General features: G+C 71.5%; 14 protein-coding genes. 5 read left to right on the top strand and 9 right to left on the bottom strand.

From position 1 onward, the window contains the following. Window position 1: 1 nt before the first annotated feature. From mraY to E4P42_RS03650, 8 genes are all read right to left on the bottom strand, one after another. Window positions 2-1,081 (bottom strand): phospho-N-acetylmuramoyl-pentapeptide-transferase, encoded by a 1,080-nt coding sequence (gene mraY / locus E4P42_RS03685; RefSeq protein WP_135123129.1) that lies wholly within the window; start codon window positions 1,079-1,081, stop codon window positions 2-4. Continuing rightward, complete coding sequence (gene murF / locus E4P42_RS03680) at window positions 1,078-2,580, bottom strand: UDP-N-acetylmuramoyl-tripeptide--D-alanyl-D-alanine ligase (protein WP_135123127.1); 1,503 nt, start codon at window positions 2,578-2,580, stop codon at window positions 1,078-1,080. The genes mraY and murF overlap by 4 nt, the downstream gene beginning before the upstream one ends. Further along, window positions 2,577-4,100, bottom strand: coding sequence for a UDP-N-acetylmuramoyl-L-alanyl-D-glutamate--2,6-diaminopimelate ligase (locus E4P42_RS03675; RefSeq protein WP_209305685.1), 1,524 nt, complete (start codon window positions 4,098-4,100; stop codon window positions 2,577-2,579). Before E4P42_RS03675 ends, murF begins: the two co-directional genes overlap by 4 nt. A gap of 58 nt (window positions 4,101-4,158) precedes the next feature. Then, the gene (locus tag E4P42_RS03670) at window positions 4,159-6,081 is read right to left on the bottom strand and encodes a penicillin-binding protein 2 (RefSeq protein ID WP_135123123.1); all 1,923 of its coding nucleotides are present in this window, start codon (window positions 6,079-6,081) and stop codon (window positions 4,159-4,161) included. Then, on the bottom strand, window positions 6,078-7,028 hold the full coding sequence (locus E4P42_RS03665; RefSeq protein ID WP_135123121.1) for a hypothetical protein: 951 nt from the start codon (window positions 7,026-7,028) through the stop codon (window positions 6,078-6,080). Before E4P42_RS03665 ends, E4P42_RS03670 begins: the two co-directional genes overlap by 4 nt. Then, window positions 7,025-8,002 carry a 16S rRNA (cytosine(1402)-N(4))-methyltransferase RsmH gene (rsmH, locus tag E4P42_RS03660; RefSeq protein ID WP_135123119.1) on the bottom strand — a complete coding sequence of 326 codons (978 nt, stop codon included), beginning with the start codon at window positions 8,000-8,002 and terminating at the stop codon, window positions 7,025-7,027. Before rsmH ends, E4P42_RS03665 begins: the two co-directional genes overlap by 4 nt. 115 nt (window positions 8,003-8,117) lie before the next feature. Continuing rightward, window positions 8,118-8,549 (bottom strand): division/cell wall cluster transcriptional repressor MraZ, encoded by a 432-nt coding sequence (gene mraZ / locus E4P42_RS03655; protein ID WP_135123117.1) that lies wholly within the window; start codon window positions 8,547-8,549, stop codon window positions 8,118-8,120. 302 nt (window positions 8,550-8,851) lie between these two features. Continuing rightward, window positions 8,852-9,256 (bottom strand): DUF3040 domain-containing protein, encoded by a 405-nt coding sequence (locus E4P42_RS03650; protein ID WP_135123115.1) that lies wholly within the window; start codon window positions 9,254-9,256, stop codon window positions 8,852-8,854. A 222-nt stretch (window positions 9,257-9,478) separates the two neighbouring features. Here E4P42_RS03650 and E4P42_RS03645 point away from each other — a divergent pair, with 222 nt between their 5' ends. The 4 genes from E4P42_RS03645 to E4P42_RS03630 all read left to right on the top strand — a co-directional run bounded on the left by E4P42_RS03645 (window position 9,479) and on the right by E4P42_RS03630 (window position 13,449). Then, window positions 9,479-10,072, top strand: coding sequence for an N-acetyltransferase (locus tag E4P42_RS03645; RefSeq protein ID WP_167759342.1), 594 nt, complete (start codon window positions 9,479-9,481; stop codon window positions 10,070-10,072). Between the two features lie 78 nt (window positions 10,073-10,150). Beyond that, the gene (locus tag E4P42_RS03640; protein ID WP_135123433.1) at window positions 10,151-10,780 is read left to right on the top strand and encodes a DUF3153 domain-containing protein; all 630 of its coding nucleotides are present in this window, start codon (window positions 10,151-10,153) and stop codon (window positions 10,778-10,780) included. A 71-nt stretch (window positions 10,781-10,851) separates the two neighbouring features. After that, entirely contained in the window at window positions 10,852-11,931 is a 1,080-nt protein-coding gene (gene idsA2, locus E4P42_RS03635; protein WP_135123111.1) for a bifunctional (2E,6E)-farnesyl/geranyl diphosphate synthase, read from the top strand. A 3-nt stretch (window positions 11,932-11,934) separates the two neighbouring features. Then, window positions 11,935-13,449 (top strand): alpha-(1->6)-mannopyranosyltransferase A, encoded by a 1,515-nt coding sequence (locus E4P42_RS03630; protein ID WP_135123109.1) that lies wholly within the window; start codon window positions 11,935-11,937, stop codon window positions 13,447-13,449. Here E4P42_RS03630 and E4P42_RS03625 read toward each other — a convergent pair. Next, window positions 13,443-13,847, bottom strand: a complete 405-nt coding sequence (locus E4P42_RS03625) for an Rv2175c family DNA-binding protein (protein ID WP_135123107.1) — start codon at window positions 13,845-13,847, stop codon at window positions 13,443-13,445. The two genes, E4P42_RS03630 and E4P42_RS03625, sit on opposite strands and share 7 nt — an antisense overlap. A 36-nt stretch (window positions 13,848-13,883) precedes the next feature. Between E4P42_RS03625 and E4P42_RS03620 the strand changes: the two genes are divergently transcribed. Next, the gene (locus E4P42_RS03620) at window positions 13,884-15,104 is read left to right on the top strand and encodes a protein kinase (RefSeq protein WP_135123105.1); all 1,221 of its coding nucleotides are present in this window, start codon (window positions 13,884-13,886) and stop codon (window positions 15,102-15,104) included. Window positions 15,105-15,107 lie beyond the last annotated feature (3 nt).

Raw genomic sequence — 15,107 nt, 5'->3', positions numbered from 1 at the left:
GTCAGGCTCCGACGGCGGTGAGCCACTCGCTGTAGAACAGCGCCACACCCAATCCGCACGCGATCGCGGTCAGCAGCCAGAACCGGATGATCACCGTGGTCTCGGCCCAGCCGACCAGCTCGAAGTGGTGGTGGAACGGCGCCATCCGGAACACCCGGCGGCCGGTGGTGCGGAACGCCAGGATCTGCACCACGACCGAGGTGACCTCGGCGACGAACAGCGCACCCAGCACGACCGCGAGGATCTCGGTGCGGCTGGTCACCGATAGTCCGGCGATGATGCCGCCCAGCGCCAGGGATCCGGTGTCGCCCATGAAGATCTTGGCCGGGGCGGCGTTCCACCAGAGGAAGCCGATGCAGGCGCCGGCGGCGGCCGCGGCGACCAGCGCCAGGTCCAGTGGATCGCGCACGTTGTAGCAACCCAGTCCGGGGCTCGTGGCGCAGGCGTTGCGGTACTGCCAGAACGTGATCAGCACGTAGGCCGCGCACACCATCGCCATTGCGCCGGCCGCCAGGCCGTCGAGCCCGTCGGTGAAGTTCACCGCATTCGACCAGGCGCTGACGATGACGACGCAGAATAGCACGAAGATCGCGGGCGCCAGCGTGACCGTGGCGATCTCGCGGACGTAGGACAGCTCGGCGCTGCCGGGCGTGAGGCCGTCGGCGTTGCGGAACTGCAGTGCGAGCACTCCGAACAGCAGCGCGGCGACCAGGATGCCGACCGTCTTGGCCGTCTTGTTCAGGCCGAGGTTGCGGGCCCGCCGGATCTTGATCAGGTCGTCGAGGAAGCCGACCACACCCAGCGCGGTGGCCAGGCCGAGCACCAGCAGACCCGACGCCGACGGCCCCTCCCCGCCCAGCGCGACGCCGACCAGATGGGTGCCCAGATAGCTCGCCCAGATACCGGCCAGGATCGCCACGCCGCCCATCGAGGGCGTGCCGCGCTTCTTGTGGTGGCTCGGCGGCCCGTCCTCGCGGATCTCGTGGCCGAAACCCTGGCGGGTGAACAGCCGGATCAGCACCGGCGTCAACAGGATCGACACCGCCAGCGCGATGCCGACGGCGATGAGGATCTGCCTCATCGGGTACTGGTCCGGTCCGTGGGATCCGGCGTCACCAGCGCGTCGGCCAGCGGGCCGAGGCCGGCCGAGTTCGAGGCCTTGACCAGGACCACGTCACCGGGCGCGAGCTCGGCGCGCAACAGGGCCAGCGCGGCGTCGGCGTCGGCGACCTGGGTGGACTCCGACCCCCAGGATCCCTCCATGACGGCACCGTGATGCATCGCGCTCGCTGACCTCCCGGTTCCGACGACGACCAGTCGAGTCACATCTAAGCGCACGGCCAGCCGGCCGATGTGGTCGTGCTCGGATATCGAGTCCTCCCCGAGCTCGGCCATCTCCCCCAGCACCGCCCAGCTGCGGCGCGGCGAGTCGCCGGACCGTGCCATCCAGGCCAGCGCCTTGAGCCCGGCCCGCATCGAGTCCGGGTTGGCGTTGTAGGCGTCGTTGACCACGGTGACGCCGTCGGGCCGCGTCGAGACCTGCATGCGGTGTCGCGACACCGGTCCGGCGCCGGCCAGAGCGGTGGCGACCTGCTCGAGGGTGGCGCCGCACTCCAGCGCGACGGCCGCCGCGCACAGCGCGTTGGAGACCTGGTGGTCGCCGTGCACGGCGAGCGCGATCTCGGCCGCATCGTCGCCGGCGTGCAGGGTGAACCGCGGCCGGGCCAGCTCGTCGAGGCTGACGCCATCGGCCCACAGGTCCGCACCCGGTGACCGCGACACCCGCACCACCCGGGCGGCGGTGACGTCGGCCATCGCGGCGACGGCCGGGTCGTCGGCGTTGAGAATCACCACACCCGAGGACGGAACGGCCTGCGGGAGTTCGGATTTCGTGGCCGCGATGGCTTCGCGCGACCCGAACTCGCCCAGGTGCGCGGTGCCCACGTTGAGGACCACCGCCACCGACGGCCGGGCGATCTCGGCCAGCGCGGCGATGTTGCCGGGATGGCGCGCCGACATCTCGAGTACCAGGAAGTTCGTGCCGCGGTCGGCGCGCAGCACCGTCCAGGGGTGGCCGAGTTCGTTGTTGAACGACCCGGGCGGGGCCACCACCTCACCGAGCGGGGCGAGCACCGCGGCGACCAGATCCTTGGTCGAGGTCTTGCCCGACGAGCCGGTGATCCCGACGATCCGCAGGCCGCCCTCGGCCAGCTCGGCGGCGACCGCGGCGGCCAACCGGGCCAGCGCGGCCAGCACCGCCGCGCCCGCACCGTCGGTGTCGTGTTCGAGGACACCGGCCCCGGCGTCGGCGCCGGTGGCCGGCGGGGCGATGACGGCGGGGACGCCGACCGGCCGGGCGGCCAGCACCGCGACCGCACCCGCGGCGACGGCGGCGGCCGCGAAGTCGTGACCGTCGCTGCGGGCGCCGGGCAGCGCGAGGAAGAGCCCGCCCGTGGTGACGGCGCGCGAGTCGAATTCGACGGTGCCGGTGACGCGCGTCGCGGCGGCCTGCTCGGCGGAGATGTCGGCCAGCGTGCCGCCGACGATCTCGGCGATGCGGGCCAGGCTCAGTTCGATCATCGGCGCTTCTCCAGCGCGTCGGCCAGTTCGACGCGGTCGTCGAACGGCCGGGTCTGCACGCCGGCGGTCTGGCCGGTCTCATGGCCTTTGCCGGCGACGAGCACGACGTCGCCGGGGCGCGCCCAGCCGACCGCGTGGGCGATGGCCTCGCGCCGGTCGCCGATGTCGACGATCTCGGCGCCGCCACCGGCCGCGCGGGCGCCGGCCAGCACCGCCGCCCGGATCGCCGCGGGGTCCTCGTCGCGCGGATTGTCGTCGGTGACCACCACCAGGTCGGCCAGTTCGGCGGCCACCCGGCCCATCGGTTCCCGCTTCCCCGCATCGCGGTTGCCGCCCGCGCCGAACACCACGGCGATGCGCCCGCCGGAGGCCTGCGCCCGCAGCGTCTCCAAAACCGCCTGCAGGGCACCGGGTTTGTGGGCGTAGTCCACCAGCGCCAGGAAGTCCTGGCCTCGGTCCACCGCTTCGAGCCGGCCGGGCACCGTGGCGGTGCGCAACCCCGGCGCGGCCTGTTCGGGCGAGACGTCGACGGCGTCGAGCAAGGCGGCCGCCAGCAGACAGTTGGCGATGTTGTAGCGACCGGGCAGCCCGATCCGCAGGCCGTGGTGCACGCCGGCCGGGTCCACCGCGGTGAACTCCTGGACGCCGGCCTCGACCGTGCGGATGTCCTCGGCCTGCCAGTCCGCCGGGCGCCCGGTGGCGCTGACCGTCACGGGCCGGTGCGCCCGGGCGGCCATCGCGCGACCCGCCTCGTCGTCTACACACACCACCGACACTGCGCCGTGCGCGGGTGACTGCGGGTCGAACAGCCGCGCCTTGGCCTCGAAGTAATCGGCCATGGTCGGGTGGAAGTCGAGGTGGTCGCGCGAGAGGTTGGTGAAACCGCCCGCGGCGAAGGCCACTCCGTCCACGCGGCCCAGGGTCAGCGCATGGCTGGACACCTCCATCACCACGGTGTCGACGCCCTGCTCGACCATCACCGCCAGCAGCGCCTGCAGGTCGGGCGCCTCGGGGGTGGTCAGCGCGCTGGGCTGGTCGCGGCCGTCGATGCGGATGCCGACGGTGCCGATCAGCCCGGCCACCCGGCCGGCCGCCCGCAGCCCCGCCTCGACCAGGTAGGTCGTGGTGGTCTTGCCGGAGGTGCCGGTGACCCCGACGACGCGCAGATGCTGTGACGGGTGGCCGTACACGGTGGCGGCCAGCTCGCCGAGGATGGCGCGGGGGTCGGGGTGGATCAGCACGGGTACGCCCACACCTTGATCCAGCAGCGCCGCGCCCGCGGTGTCGGTGAGGACCGCGACGGCGCCGGCCGCAACGGCCTGACCGGCGAACCGGGCGCCGTGCGCCGACGCGCCCGCAAGGGCGGCGAACAGGTCACCGGGCAGCGCGTCCTGACCGCGCAGGGTGACACCGGTGACCCGGACGTCGGGCCGGTGTGTTCCGGGAACGGGGACGGCCCGCACCTGCTCGGCGAGCGCTCCGAGCACGTGCCCGGCGGGATGGCTGGGGCGCAGCTTCATGGCCATGACACAGTACCGATCCGCTGCCGGTCCCTGTGCGACCGACCGCGGTCGGCGGTCAGGTCGCCTGCAGGGTGAGCGGGCGGCCGGGATCGCGCGACAGCGGCACGTTCTCGCGCTGCAGCAGCCACGACGCGATGTTGTGGAACAGCGGCGCGGCCGACGATCCGGGCGATCCGTCGGCGGCACGGTGCGGGGCGTCCATCATGATCCCGATCACGTAGCGCGGGTCGTCGACGGTGGCCATCCCGGCGAACGTGATCCAGTAGACGTCGCTGAAGTAGCACCCGCAGGCGGGATTGATCTGCTGGGCGGTACCGGTCTTCCCGGCGATCTGGTAGCCCTCGACGGCGGCGGCGGGTCCGGTGCCCTGCTGTTCGCCCATCGGGTCGCGCTGCACCACCGCGCGGAACATGTCGCGTACGGTGCGCGCGGTCTGCGGGGACACCACGCGCACCCCCTCGGGTTGCTCCTCCTCGGTGCGCGTGCCGTCGGGGGCGATGGTGGCCTTGAGGATGCGCGGCGGGATGCGCACCCCGTCGTTGGCCATCGCCTGGTACATCCCGGCCATCTGCAGCAGGGTCATCGAAAGACCCTGTCCGATCGGCAGATTGGCGAACGAGCTGCCCGACCACTGGTCGATCGGCGGGACCAGGCCCTCGCTCTCACCGGGCAGGCCGACGTTGGTGCGCTGTCCGAGGCCGAATTTGCGCAGCATCTCCGCGAAACGCTTCTCGCCGACCCGCTGCGCGAGCATCAGGGTCCCGACGTTCGACGACTTCCCGAACACGCCGGTGGTGGTGTACGGCATGGTGCCGTGTTCCCACGCATCGCCGACCGTGACGCCGCCCATGTTGATCGAGCCCGGGACCTGCAGCACCTCTTCGGGGTTGGTGAGCCCGTATTCGATGGCCGCGGCGGCGGTGACGATCTTGTTGACCGAGCCCGGTTCGAACGGTGAGGAGACCGCGAGGTTGCCCATCTGGCGGTGCTCCTGACGCCCGATGTCCTGGCTGGGGTCGAAGGTGTTGTCGTTCGACATCGCCAGCACCTCGGCGGTTTTGGCGTCCAGGACGACGGCGGAGACGTTCTTGGCACCGGAGGCGTCCTTGGCCAGCTGCACCTGCTGCTGGACGTAGAACTGGATGTCGTCGTCGATGGTCAGCTGCACGGTCGAACCGTCGACGGCGTCGTGGCGGTTGCGGTAGCTGCCGGGGATCACCACACCGTCGGACCCGCGGTCGTAGGTGACCGAACCGTCGGTGCCGGCCAGCACCGCGTCGAGGGAGTCCTCGAGCCCGAGCAGGCCGTGGCCGTCCCAGTCGATGCCGCCGATCACGTTGGCGGCCAGCGATCCGCCGGGGTACTGGCGGATGTCCTGACGTTCGGAACCCACCTCGGGAAACTCGGAGGTGATCGCGTCGGAGATGCTCGGGTCGACGGCGCGGGCCAGGTAGACGAACGTCTCGTTGCTGTTCAATTTGCGCAGCACGGTTTTCGCGTCGGGCTTGTTGTTCAGCCGGGCGGCCACCGCGTCGGCGATCTCGGCCAGCCTGCGCTTGGGTTCGGGCGCCTCGTCGGACTTCGCACGCGCCTCCTCCAGCTGCTGGCGCACCCGGACCGGCTGGAACGTCAGGGCCCGCGCCTCGATGGTGAAGGCGAGCTTGTCGGCGTTGCGGTCGACGATGCTGCCGCGCACCGCCTGCTGGACGTCGGTGACCTTGAGCTGACCGGCGGCCTCGGCCCGCAGCCCCTCGGCCCGCGGCACCTGCAGCGTGAACAGCTGCGCGCCCGCCACCACCAGCAGCAGCGCCATCACGGCGTTGCCCGCGCGGTGGCGGAACACGAATGACGAAGTCCGCGAGAAACTCTCGCCCGTGGCGGCCTTACGGACCCGGCGGGCCTTGGCGGGGCGGCCCTGGGCCGGGACCTTCGAACCGCGGGTGCGTTTCGCTGCCCCGCGCGGCTCGCGCCGGCTCATGCGGGCGCCCCGGCGACCGGCGTGAACTGTTCGGGGACTCCGACCGGTGCCGGCGCGGGTGCCGGCGCAGGAAGCGGTGCGGCCACCGGGCCGGGCACGGGTGCGGCGGGCGCCGCCATCGGCACCGGTCCCGGCGCGGGCGGTTGATCACCCGGGGCCAGGTGCGGGACCGGACCAATCGGGGCGCCCGGCAGCGCACCACCGGCGGGGGCATGGGGGCTGACCCGTACCGGCACCTCACGGGGATCGACGACCCGGGGCGCGGCGGCCGGGCGCGGTGCCGGAGTCTCCTCGGGCAGCGGGGTGTTCAGCGGCGGCGGGGGCACACCTTCGGCCGGTTTGGGGGTGCCGACAACGACCCAGTTGCCCGCGGGGTCCTGCACCAGGCGGGCCGTGTCGCGCGACGGGATCATGCCGAGTTGACGCGCCGCCTCGGCCAGCGCGGGGGCCGCCTGCGCCTCGAGGACGTCACGCTCGAGGGCTTCCTTCTGTTGCAGCAGTGCCTCGTTGGTCTCGCGGGCCGCACCGAGTTGGTAGGACCGCTGCGCGGCACCGGTGGACAGCCACAGCGTGATGCCCAGCCCGAGGCCGAGCGAGCCGATGACGAGCACGACGAACGGAACGCGGGTGAGCAGCGCGCGCGGGTTGAGCTCGACCGAGGCCAGCCGCGCCAGCAGGCGTTCCCGTAGCGGCGGCCGGACCACCTTCGGCGCCTTGGCCTTCCGCGCCTTGGCGCGGGCCTTGGCCTGGCTGGCGTTCTTGGGCCGCGCCGGCAGCTCCTTGGGCCGCGGGATCGGGCTGGTCTGCGGGGCCGACCGCCCGTCGCGGGTCGGACGACCGCGCCGCGGCGCCGCCTCGACCCCCCGGCGCCCCGCGGCGCGGACCGGTTGCCGGGTCTTGCGGCGCCGTTCCTCACCGCGCACCGGTGCAGATCGCTTGGGCTTCATGGCGCGTCCCTCCTGGCCGTGTCCTGCCTGCCGGCAACCTTCTCCAGTGCGCGCAGGCGGACCGGCGCGCTTCGCGGATTGCGTTCGATCTCCTCCGGGGTGGCCCGCTCCGCACCGCGGGTCAGAGCGACGAATTCCGGTCCGTGCCCGGGCAGTTCGACCGGCAGGCCGGGCGGCGTGCGGGATGCGGTGGCCGCGGCGAACTCGGTCTTGACGATGCGGTCCTCGAGTGACTGGTAGGCCATCACGACGATGCGGCCCCCGGCGTCGAGGGCGCCCAGAGCGTCGGGCACCGCGGCGCGCAGCGCGTCCAGTTCGGCGTTGACCGCGATGCGCAGAGCCTGGAAGGTCCGCTTGCCCGGGTGCCCGCCGGTGCGGCGGGCCGGTGCCGGAATGGCGTCGTAGAGCAGTTCGACGAGTTCACCGGTGGTGGTCAGCGGCCGGCGGCGGACGATCTGCCTGGCGATGCGCGCGGCGAAGCGCTCCTCGCCGTACTCGCGCAGGATGCGGGTGAGCTCCTTCTCGCCGAAGGTGTTGACCACCTCGGCCGCGGTCAGCGAGGCGCTCTGGTCCATCCGCATGTCCAGCGGCGCGTCGGCGCTGTAGGAGAAGCCACGCTCGATGCGGTCGAGCTGCATCGAGGACACCCCGAGGTCGAACAGGAAGCCGCAGACGTCGTCCGCCCAGTCGGTGTGGCGCAGCGCCTCGGCGATGCCGTCGTAGCGGCTGTGCACCAGCGACACGCGGTCGGCGAACGGGGCGAGCCGGTCACTGGCGATGCCCAGCGCGTCCTGGTCACGGTCGACGCCGATGAGGCGCAGCCCGGGCAGATCCTGCAGGAACCGGTGGGCGTGCCCCCCGGCGCCCAGGGTGGCATCGACCAGGACGGCGCCGCGGCCGTCGGAATGCCTGCGGGTCAGCGCCGGGGTGAGCAGTTCGACGCAGCGGTCCAGCAGAACCGGAATGTGCTCCATCGCCACTCCCCCGATGTATGCCCCTGCAGCGAGGTCCCTGTCCGAGGTCGCGGACCTGGCGTCGGGGAAGTACGCCAGGGCCGGTTCGGACAGAGGCCACGCTGCATGGGCGGGTCTAGATGATGTCGCGCAGAGTTTCATCAGTCGCCGCGGAGAAGTTCTCTTCGTGGGCCTGCTGGTACTCCTGCCACGCCGCGGCGTCCCAGATCTCGAGGTAGTCGACCGACCCGATCACCACGCATTCCTTGGACAGACCGGCGTAGCGGCGGTGGTCGGCCGACAGCGTGATCCGACCCTGGGCGTCGGGGTGCTGTTCGTCGGTGGCGGCCGCCAGGTTGCGCAGGAAGGCACGGGCTTCCGGATTGCTCCGTGACGCCTGCGAGGCCCGGCGGGCCAGTTTCTCGAATTCCGCACGCGGATAGACGGCGAGGCTGTGGTCCTGACTCTTGGTGACCATCAACCCTCCTGCCAGCGCGTCGCGGAACTTGGCGGGCAGTGTGAGCCGCCCCTTGTCGTCGAGCTTCGGCGTGTAGGTGCCCAGAAACATCTGGCCACCTCCTGCCACTCGGAGCCCCGGTTGCTCCGCTGCACGCCACTTTACCCCACAATCCCCCACTTCGCGCCATCAAACCGCTCCCGAACCCCACCGATGCCCCCCGGATCGGCGTCAAGTCGCCCCAAAACGCCGCCTCGGCCCGCGCACAGCCCGGACTGCCACGCCAAACGCGCTGGTCAGTCGCGTGACAGCGCCGGTGGGGCGCAGTGGGGGAAGGATGCGTGCGCCTACCCCACACAGAGACAAAAAAAGGGGCAGCCCGGGTGGGCTGCCCCTCGTGTCGCTGCGGGTGACTACTCGTCGAACCGGCGGCGGAAGCGGTCCTCCATGCGGCTGGTGAAGGAGCCACCGCCGCCCTTGGATTTCTTCGACCGCGCCGCACCGGGTTCCGGCGCCGACCGGTCGCGGCCGCCGGGCACGCGTGGGCCGGTGATCGCGAAGACCACGCCGCCGAACATCACGATGAAACCGATCACCGACAGAATCGGGAAGCTGCCGATCATGGTGGCCTTGAACGCGACACCGGAGACCAACATCGCCAGACCGACCACGAACAGGGCCGCGCCCTGCAATCGGCGCCGCGCCGACGGTGCGCGCAGGGTCCCGCCGCGCACACTCGACGCGAATTTGGGATCCTCGGCATAGAGCGCGCTCTCGATCTGATCGAGCATGCGCTGCTCATGATCGGAGAGTGGCATTCGTCCCTCCTTGCCGCCTGCGGCCGTTCGTTCAAACAAGTATGTGCCCGCATTCACGGGCCTCTAACAGTCATGATACGAGGTCGATCTGACCCGTACCACCTACTTCGTCGGTCGATTGTATGACCTGCACCGCCCTGCGAAGGACACCGGCCGGTCGCGGCGATAATGGACACACCACGTGTCGAACCGACTGCACCGCACCGAACGAAGGGCAAGGCCTTGGCGACGTATCTGATCGATCTGTCGCCGACCGACATGCAGCGCCGCCTCGCCGAGGCCCTGGCCATCTACGTCGACGCGATGCGCTATCCGCGCGGCACCGAGGAGCAGCGCGCGTCGATGTGGCTCGAGCACTCCCGGCGGCACGGGTGGAAGGCCGTCGCGGCGGTCGAGACACCCGCCGGGAGCCCCGACACGCCGGACGCTCTGCACGACGCGCCGATGCTCGGCGTCGCCTACGGCTATTGCGGCGCCCCCGACCAGTGGTGGCGCCAGCAGGTGATCGCCGGCCTGCAGCGGGTCGGCGCCGGCCAGCACCGCATCACCGAGCTGATGAACGACTACTTCGAACTGACCGAACTGCACATCGCCCCGCACGCGCAGGGCCGCGGGCTGGGGGAAGCGCTGGCCCGACGGCTGCTCGCCGGGCGCGACGAGACCCACGTCCTGCTCTCCACCCCCGAGATCAATGGCGAGGCCAACCGGGCGTGGCGGCTCTACCGCAGGCTCGGCTTCACCGACGTCATCCGCGGCTACCACTTCACCGGGGATCCGCGCCCCTTCGCGATCCTGGGCCGCGCACTGCCGCTGTAGCGCCGCATCTGGCACGATGACCCCGTGCCCGACCGCCGACACCGAACCCGCGTGGTCGCGTGGGTGCTCCTACTGCTGATGGTGCCGATGGTCGTCGGCTGCGTGCGGATAAGGGCCTCGATCACGGTATCCCCCGACGACCGGGTGTCCGGTCAGATCATCGCGGCCGCCAAACCGCGCGGTCCCGAGGACAAGGGGCCGCAGCTGCAGAACAACCTGCCGTTCGCCACCAAGGTCGCGGTCTCGGAGTACACCCGCGATGATTACGTCGGCTCCCAGGCGGTGTTCTCCGACCTCAGCTTCGCCGAACTGCCTCAGCTGGCCAACATGAACCGCGACGCCGCAGGCGTCGACCTGTCGCTCCGCCGGGCCGGCGACCTGGTGATCCTCGAGGGCCGCGTCGACCTCACCTCGCTGAGCGATCCGGAGGCCGACGTCTCGCTGTCCGTCGCGTTCCCCGGCGAAGTGACCTCGACCAACGGCGATCAGGTCAGCGGCGAGGTCGTCGAGTGGAAGCTCAGCCCGGGCGTGGTGTCCACCCTCAATGCCCAGGCCCGCTACACCGACCCCAGTGCGCGGTCGTTCATGACCGCGGCGATCTGGATCACGATCGCCACCCTGGCCGTTGCGGGCGTTATCGGTGGACTGGCCTGGAACAACCGCGACCGCTCCCCCAAGGTCGGCGAACCGCACACGGCCGACACCTGAGCCACCGGCAGGCACTACCCTTGGATCCCTCGGGGGCCGAGAGCAGCGAAAGAAAGGGGCACCCGCTGAGCGTGGATGCCACGGCACCGTCAGCAGTCGAGCTGGCCGGCGCCGTCACCGATCAGTTGCGGGAGTATCTGTCCGCCCGCCGCCGCGACGCCGCCTACATCGGCGCCGACTACGCCGAACTCACCGCTGCGCTCGAGGAGTTCGTGCTGCGCGGCGGTAAGCGCCTGCGTCCCGCGTTCGCCTACTGGGGGTGGCGCGCGGTGGCCGACCATCCGGCCGACCCCGGCGTCCTGCGGCTGTTCGCCGCGCTCGAGCTGCTGCATGCCTGCGCGCTGGTGCACGACGACGTCATCGACGCGTCGGCCACCCGGCGTGGACTGCCCACCGTGCACCGGTTGTTCGCCGACCGTCACGCCCAGCATGGGTGGCACGGCTCGTCCGAGCAGTTCGGCATGTCCGCGGCGATTCTGGCAGGCGACCTCTCGCTGGTCTGGGCCGACGACATCGTCGCCACCGCCGACCTGCCCGTCGATGCCCATCGGCGCGTCCAGCGAGTCTGGGCCGACATCCGCACCGAGGTCTTGGGCGGCCAGTTCCTCGACATCGTCGCGGAGGCCAGCGGCGCGCAGACAGTGGCCTCGGCCATGAACGTCAACACCTACAAGACCGCGTCCTACACGGTGTCGCGGCCGCTGCAGCTCGGCGCCGCCGCGGCCGCCGACCGGCCGGACGTGCAGGAGATCTTCCACCGGATCGGCACCGACCTCGGGGTGGCTTTCCAGCTGCGCGACGACGTGCTCGGCGTCTTCGGCGATCCCGCGGTGACCGGTAAGCCGTCCGGGGACGACCTGCGCTCGGGTAAGCGCACGGTACTGCTCGCCGAAGCCGTCGAACTGGCCGAGAAGACCGACCCGCGGGCGGCCGAGCTGTTGCGCACCTCGATCGGCACGGACCTGTCCGAGGCGCAGGTGCGCGAGCTGTGCACGACCATCGAATCGGTCGGCGCGCTCGCCGCGGTCGAGGACCACATCGAACTGCTGACCCGCCGCTCCCTGGAGATGCTCACCGCGGCGCCCATCGATGCGCAGGCGAAGGCCGGGCTGACCGAGCTCGCCAGATTGGCCGCCAACCGGTCCGCCTGATCGATGGCCACACCTGTTCCCACCGATACCGCGAAAGCCGGGGCCGCCGCGCACATCTCGCGCCTGATCGCGTTCGCGTCGTCGTCCGCGGCGAAGCCCGCGCTGCTGGGCTTGTTGGGCGCGGCGCTGATCACCGTCGGCGGGCTCGGCGCCGGGAGCACCCGGCAGCACGATCCGCTGCTGGAGACCCTGCACCTGTCATGGCTGCGGTTCGGGCACGGTCTGGTGCTGTCGTCGATCCTGCTGTGGGGCGGCGTGGCGCTGATGCTGACCGCCTGGCTCTGGCTGGGCCGGCGGGTGGTCGACCGCACCGCCTCCGAGTACACGATGATCGCGACCACCGGCTTCTGGCTGGCGCCGCTGCTGCTCAGCGTGCCGGTGTTCAGTCGCGACACCTATTCCTACCTGGCCCAGGGGGCGCTGCTGCGCGACGGGTTCGACCCGTACACCGTCGGCCCGATCGCCAACCCGAACCCCCTGCTCGACGACGTCAGCCCGATCTGGACCACCACGACGGCCCCGTACGGTCCCGCCTTCATCATGGTGGCGAAGTTCGTCACGATGGTGATCGGCGACAACGTGGTGGCGGGCACGATGCTGCTGCGGCTGTGCATGCTGCCCGGTCTGCTCCTGCTGATCTGGGCCGCGCCCCGGGTGGCCCGCCACGTCGGCGCGAGCGGCGCCGCGGCGCTGTGGATCTGCGTGCTCAACCCGCTGGTGATCATCCACCTGATGGGCGGCGTCCACAACGAGATGCTGATGGTGGGGCTGATGATGGCCGGCCTGGCGCTGACGCTGGACCGCCATCCGGTGGCCGGCGTGTCCGTGGTCGTGGTGGCGGTCGCGGTCAAGGCGACCGCCGGGCTGGCGCTGCCGTTCACGGTCTGGATCTGGATGCGGCAGATCCGCGAACGCCGCGGCTACTCTCCCCCGCTGGCGTTCGCGGCGGCCACCGCCGCCGGGCTGGTGATCTTCGCCGCGGTGTTCACGGTGCTGTCCTGGGTGGCCGGCGTCGGGGTGGGGTGGCTGAACGCGCTGGCGGCCGGAAACGTCAAGATCATCAACTGGCTGACCCTGCCCACGGCGGTGGCGAACCTGACCAACGCGATCGGCGGGCTGTTCCTGCCGGTGAACTTCTACGCCGTCATCGACGTCACCCGCATCGTCGGGATCGCCGTCATCGCGATCTCACTGCCCCTGCTGTGGTGGCGGTTCCGGCACACCGACCGCGAGGCGCTCGTCGGCATCGCCGCGGTGATGGGGGTGTTCGTGCTGCTGGTGCCCGCCGCGCTGCCGTGGTACTACACCTGGCCGCTGGCCGTGCTGTCGGCGCTGGCCCAGAGCCGGTCGGCCATCGCGCTGATCGCGGGCTTCTCGACCTGGATCATGGTGATCTTCAAACCCGACGGCGCCCACGGCATGTACTCGTGGGTGCACGTGCTGCTGGCCGCGGGATGCGCTGTGGCGGCGTGGTATTCGCTGGCCCGCGCGCCGGAGCCGGCGGCCGTCGGTCAGTAGGCCATCGCCTGGGCCCGGCGCAGCACCTCGCGGGCCTGGTGCGAGTGCAGGGCGTCGACCGGCCTGGCGTTGCTCTGACGTTCGGTGCTGCCGTCCCGGCTGATGGTCAGCGACGGGTCCGGGGTGAACAGCCAGCGCACGATCTCGCTGTCGCGGTAGCCGCCGTCGCGCAGCACGACCAGCAGACCGTGCAGCGGTTTGACGACATGGCCGGTGCTGTCGAAGAAGATCCTGGGCACCACCAGCTTCCCGTCCCGGCGCACGGCCACCAGATAGCCCTCGCGCAGCTGGTGGTGCACACGGGTGACGGCGATGCCGAGGAGATCGGCGACCGCGGGCAGGTCGTAGACGGGTTCGTCCGCGTCGAGGACGTCGTCGGCGGCCGGAATGCTGCTCACCGCACTGAGTCTAGGGCCACCGGGGCGGCTCGTAACATGTGTTCGGTGGAGGCCTACCAGCAGTCCGACCCGCTCGTCGGCGCCGTACTGGACGGCCGCTACCGGGTCGACGCCCCGATCGCCACCGGCGGCATGTCGACGGTGTACCGCGGTCTGGACGTGCGGTTGGACCGGCCCGTCGCGCTGAAGGTGATGGACCCCCGCTACTCCGGCGACCAGCAGTTCCTCACCCGGTTCCAGCGGGAGGCGCGAGCCGTGGCGCGGCTCAAGGATCCCGGCCTGGTCGCGGTCTACGACCAGGGCGTCGACCGCCAGTACCCGTTCCTGGTGATGGAGCTGGTCGAGGGCGGCACGCTGCGGGAGCTGCTGCGCGAACGCGGTCCGATGCCCCCGCACGCCGCCGCGGCCGTGCTGGCGCCGGTGCTGTCCGGCCTCGCCGTGGCGCACCGGGCCGGGCTGGTGCACCGCGACGTCAAACCCGAGAACGTGCTGATCTCCGACGACGGCGAGGTCAAGATCGCCGACTTCGGGCTGGTCCGTGCGGTCGCGGAGGCGAAGATCACCTCCACCAGCGTGATCCTCGGCACCGCGGCCTACCTGTCGCCGGAGCAGGTCGGCACCGGCAACGCGGGCCCACGCAGCGACGTGTACTCGGTCGGCATCCTCGCCTACGAGCTGCTCACCGGCGTCACTCCGTTCACCGGCGACAGCGCGCTGTCGGTGGCGTATCAGCGGATGGACCACGACGTGGAGCCGCCGAGCTCCGTGATCACCGGCGTGCCAGCCGAATTCGACGAGCTGGTGCTGCGCGCCACCGCGCGCGACCCGGCCGCTCGCTACGCCGATGCGCTCGACATGGGGGCCGAACTCGACGAGATCGTCGACGAACTCGGGCTGCCCCCGTTCCGGGTGCCCGCCCCGCGCAACTCCGCCCAGCACGCCTCGGCGCTGCTCTACCGCAACCACCTGCCGCACGAGCAGGCCACCACGGACATGACGGGCGCGCCGGCCCCAGCGGGGCCGCCCCCGGCGCCGGGGCCGCCCCCGCGTCAGCACACCCGGGTGTTCACCCGCGACGCCGACGACCGTCCTCCGGTGGCGCGGCAGTTCGCCGGCGTGGACATCGACGAGTTCTACTGGGCGCGACAGCGTTCCCGTCGGGCCCTGCTGTTCTGGCTGATCGCGGTGCTCACGCTGACCGGACTGCTGGCCGCCGGCGCGTGGACGCTGGGCAGCAACCTGAGCACGCTGATCTGAAAC

Source organism: Mycobacterium sp. PS03-16 (assembly GCF_004570325.1).
Taxonomy (GTDB): Bacteria; Actinomycetota; Actinomycetes; order Mycobacteriales; family Mycobacteriaceae; genus Mycobacterium.
This window is presented reverse-complemented; position numbering and strand designations above follow the sequence as displayed.